The 4,492-nt window shown below is 55.3% G+C and carries 2 protein-coding genes; both read right to left on the bottom strand.

Annotated features, from left to right (window positions below; genetic code table 11):
• Nucleotides 1-528: aspartate-semialdehyde dehydrogenase (locus VKV29_RS11915; RefSeq protein WP_324201534.1), on the bottom strand; the 528-nt coding region annotated here is incomplete at its 3' end.
• Nucleotides 529-1,365: 837 nt separating this feature from the next.
• The gene (locus VKV29_RS11920) at nucleotides 1,366-3,684 is read right to left on the bottom strand and encodes a choice-of-anchor tandem repeat GloVer-containing protein (RefSeq protein WP_324201535.1); all 2,319 of its coding nucleotides are present in this window, start codon (nucleotides 3,682-3,684) and stop codon (nucleotides 1,366-1,368) included.
• Nucleotides 3,685-4,492: the final 808 nt, after the last annotated feature.

Below are 4,492 nucleotides of genomic sequence, written 5' to 3' on the forward strand. Positions count from 1 at the left end.
CACATCGCCGGTCTGCTCGATAAGCTCGGCCATAGCCTGGGCTCCTGCGCCGCTTGCCGCCTGATAGGTTGATACCACAACGCGATGGATGGGGGCGAGTTTACGTAGGGGAGCCAATGCCATCAGCATGATGATGGTCGAGCAGTTGGGGTTGGCAATAATCCCTTTATGCAGGCAGATATCTTCGGGGTTGATTTCGGGCACAACAAGGGGCACGGCCGGGTCCATTCGAAAGGCGGAAGAGTTGTCAATGACGAGGGCGCCGGCGCGAACCGCAAGAGGGGCAAACTCGCGGCTCCGAGAGGCTCCAGCAGAGAAAAAGGCGATATCTACGTTCTCGAAGGAGTTCGCGTCGAGACGTTCGACCACGAGCAATTGGCCGCGAAACGGCAGCGTCCGACCTGCCGAGCGCTCTGAGGCGAGCAGGCGCAGCGAGGCCACCGGAAACTCACGTACCTCTAAAAGACGCAACAGCTCGGTGCCCACCGCCCCTGTGGCGCCCACAATGGCCACATGATAGGTCTTCATCGAAAGCAGGGTCTCACTTTCAAAAAACGGAATCTTTGTTAGGATAAAGTCTACTCTATCTACTAGGAGAGCGTCAACCGCCCGATAGGCAGTGGTGGCCGTTCATCTATAGAGTCGGTCTGCAGAGCAAGCCTGCTTTGTTCGCCCCCTATCCCATCCTTTCGTCTTGCAGACGGCGAAGTAGCGGTCTTAGCAGACAGCAATGCAGCGGCCAGAGAGATAGGGGCTGCAGAGGCTGCCAATCTCGCGGTTCTAGAGCAAGTCAGCAGAATGAGCTTATCTTGTTCGCCCCCTATCCCGTCCTTTCCCCCGATTCGGGAGAAAGGGGGCGGTTGTGTTTAGTTTCCGAAGGGAAGATTATCATAAGAGACTGCCAATAACCTTATTGGTCTCCCCTCTCCCCATTGGGGGGAGGGGCGGGGGGGGCTTTGAGCGCAGCACCGTCGGCCTTGAAGAGCCGGCGATACACCTGTCATTTCGAGCCGAAGGCGAGAAATCTTGCGTTTCACTTCCCACCAATTCTGAGGAGGAGGGTGAGGGCTGTAGAGACAGCCAGTCTCGCGGCTCTAGAGGCAAATTGTACAGCAAGCCTCCCTTGTTCGCCCCCTATCCCGGCCTTTCCCCCGATTCGGGAGGTGCTAGCGCACGGCGAGGCAGCGGCCAGAGAGATAGACGATCATGGGAGTTGTAGTGGCCGCAAAGGCGCCGTCCGCGAGGACGCCCACCGCGAGGTGCCCCTCTCCCTAAGAGGGGGAGGGGCTGTTGCACCTGAAAGACAAAAAACCTCCCTTCCTTCATGGCTGAAGGAGGGGAGGAACTACCTAACTTCACACCAACCTACGGCACGGTCACGCGGAAATTCCCGCCAAAACTACCGCCGCCATACGTCCCACGTACCTGCAACAAACCCGAACCGGAAGCTGTCGTAGACGGAAACACCAACGTCGTCGAAACACTCCCTCCAGGGGAAAGGGAGCCTAACGACATCGGCAACGAACTGCTGGTGTTGAACTTCTGCTTCGTGCTGTCCGTTAGAGTTGCCAATGTCACCGCCAAGTTGGAGGCTGTGGCTCCTCCGGTGTTGGTTATCGTGAGGGTAACCAACACGTTGTTGTTGCCGTCTCGGCCGATGGAGTTAATTTGCAGGCGGATTTGCGCCGCCCCGATGAGGAAAACAAGAGGTGAGGTGGTGTTGTGGATGTTGGGGTCTTGCACCTGCAGGGTGGCAGAACCAGGGTTGATGAGGAGGTTAGCGGGGATGGTGGCCTGGATTTGGGTGCCATCGGAGGAGACGGAGGTGGGGGTGAGGGAGATGGTACCGTTCCAGAGGAGGGTATCGTTTTGTGCAAAGCCGTTTCCGAGGAGGGTGAGGGTGAGGTTGTTGGAGCCTGCTGGGGCGTTATTGGGGTTGAGGAAGAGGGCTTGTGGGCCGATACGAAAGATGACACCTAAATTTGTCCCGTACAAGTTACCATCCTTGCCCTGAATGACACCACCATGAGGAAAGGCGCCCTCATAGTAACCGTACTTGAAGCTATGGAGCATCTGGAAGTTGGAGCCATCTGTGTTGAGCTTGAACACCACGCCATAATTAAGGGCGCCTCCAAATTCAGTCGTCCCATACAAAGCCCCATCTGAACCCTGAATAACACCGGCACGAGGATGGGAGCCGTCGGAGTTGTCTCCATTCATGTCGTATGGTGCCGAGAAGGAATGGATCACCTGGAAGTTGGAGCCATCGGGGTTGAGCTTGAACACCACGCCAACCCCATTGGCGCCTCCTCCAGAAGTCGTCCCATACAAGGCTCCATCACTCCCCTGAATGACACCGGAAAAATAGGGATAGATGCCGTCCTGGCCATTGAAGTTATGGAGCACCTGGTAGTTGGAGCCGTCGGGGTTGACCTTATACACGACGCCAGCCCCATTGGTGCCTCCACCATAAGTCGTTCCATACAAGGCTCCATCCTTGCCTTCAATGACACAGGCATAGGGCTCGAAGCCGTCCTGGCCATTGTTATTGAAGTTATGGAGCACCTGGAAGTTGGAGCCATCTGTGTTGACCTTATACACCACGCCCCACCCATAGGTGCCTCCAAAGTAGGTCGTCCCATACAAGGCTCTATCACTCCCCTGGATGACACCGGCATAGGGATAGCCGCCGTCATTGCCTCTGGTGAAGGCATGGATTACCTGGAAGTTGGAGCCATCGGGGTTGACTTTGAATACGACACCCCAACCATAGGCGCCTCCATATTGTGTCGTCCCATACAAAACTCCATCACTCCCCTGAGTAACACCTGCTAGGGGATAGGCACCGTCGGAGTTCTGGAAGTTGACTGTCGCCGAGAAGGTATGGAGCACCTGGTAGTTGGAGCCGTCGGGGTTGACCTTGAACACCACGCCATCATTATTGGCGCCCCCAATGTAGGTTGTCCCATACAAAGCTCCATCCTTGCCCTGAATGACACCGGCATAAGGGTCGGCTCCATCATTAGGGCCATTGAAGTGACGTACAAGCACTACTGGCTCTATACCCTGTGCCTGTGCCCTTCCTATACCGCTTCCATACAACAAAACACCGCACAACAGAGCGACGCTTATCCTACTTAGCAAACCGGCACCACCCCGCACGCGCAGACGCCATAACAGACCAATCCCCACTAACAGCAATAAACCCCACACACTCCCTAACTCCGGGGTCGTCGCATGACCCCCTACCGTCACACTAAAGTTCTGCGTTACCGAACCCGAAACACTCCCATCTATGAAGTCTATCTCGTATGTCCCCGTATACACCGTACCAGACACAGCGTTGGCAGGTACCGTCACATCAAACAAGTCCCCCGTCCAACTCGAACCACTCATGCCGGCCGGGTTCAAAGGCAATGGCACACTGCCGAAGTTGTCGCTGAAGTCGCTCGCATTGGGGTCGGAGTAGTTGGTGTTGTTTCCGGTGAAATCCATGGAGTTGTTGGGGTCGGTGTTGGTGAGGGTAGCGAAGAAGGCGAAGGTGCTCCCCGGTGCCACGGTAGGGTTGGGGTTTTGGAGGGTGAAGTTAAGCTGTGCCCTGGCCGTTTGCAGGCCGGTGAGGCAGCACGCTCCTACCAACAACCCGAGGAGCCGAAAGAAGCAGACGAAACGATTTGTGTTCATGACCATGTCCTCCTTAAGACTGTTATGGGTTGTAAGGGCAGAAGCCGATTATTTATGCGGGCTTCGTACCCGTCCTTCTTTACTGCAATTTCCGTGCCAATTTTACATGATTTTGGGTGTTTGGAGAAAATCAGGTATTCGATGGGTCTAGCATACCTGATTTTTGGTGGTTTTAGAGGCAGTTAGCCAAGCAAGCCTGCTTTGTTCGCCCCCTATCCCATCCTTTCCCCCTATTAGGGAGAAAGGGGGCGGTTATGATGGGTTTCCAAAGGAAAGGTTATCATAAGGGACTGCCAACAACCTTATTGGTCTCCCCTCTCCCTGATAGGGGGAGGGGGAGGGCGTCGGCCTTGAGCGCAGCACCATCCGCCTTAAAGAGCCGGTGAGATAAACAACTGTCATTTCGAGCCGAAGGCGAGAAATCTTGAGTTTCACTTCCCACCAGTTCCGAGGGGAAGGGCGTCGGTCTTGAGGGGAAAGGTGCAGTGCACAGCACCGTCGGCTTTGAGGTTGCCCTCTACGTGGTTACCCGGCCATCCTCCGATTTGAGAGGCTTAACAAGTCACCCTCCGTAATGGTACTCCGTTCTACGGGCAGCCCGCGCGAAGTGCTAAAGACCTGAAACCTCTCTTTCAACCGGTACGTATTCAGAAAAAATATCCCGTCAAACAACAAGGCGCCCTAAGGGAGCGCTTTTTGGGCTATAATGCTAAGGAAATCCGAAGGATTTCACCGCAAATATCTGTTTCAGCATGAGGTGACCTAACTATGCAGTGGCTGGCGGAAGTCTGCGTGCGACGACCGGTGT

The organism is Chthonomonas sp. (genome assembly GCF_035294165.1).
Classification (GTDB): domain Bacteria; phylum Armatimonadota; class Chthonomonadetes; order Chthonomonadales; family Chthonomonadaceae; genus Chthonomonas.

What these genes read in the sequence shown, in the direction of transcription:
- VKV29_RS11920 (WP_324201535.1), bottom strand. Translation starts at nt 3,684, where the DNA reads ATGAACACAAATCGTTTCGTCTGCTTCTTTCGGCTCCTCGGGTTGTTG.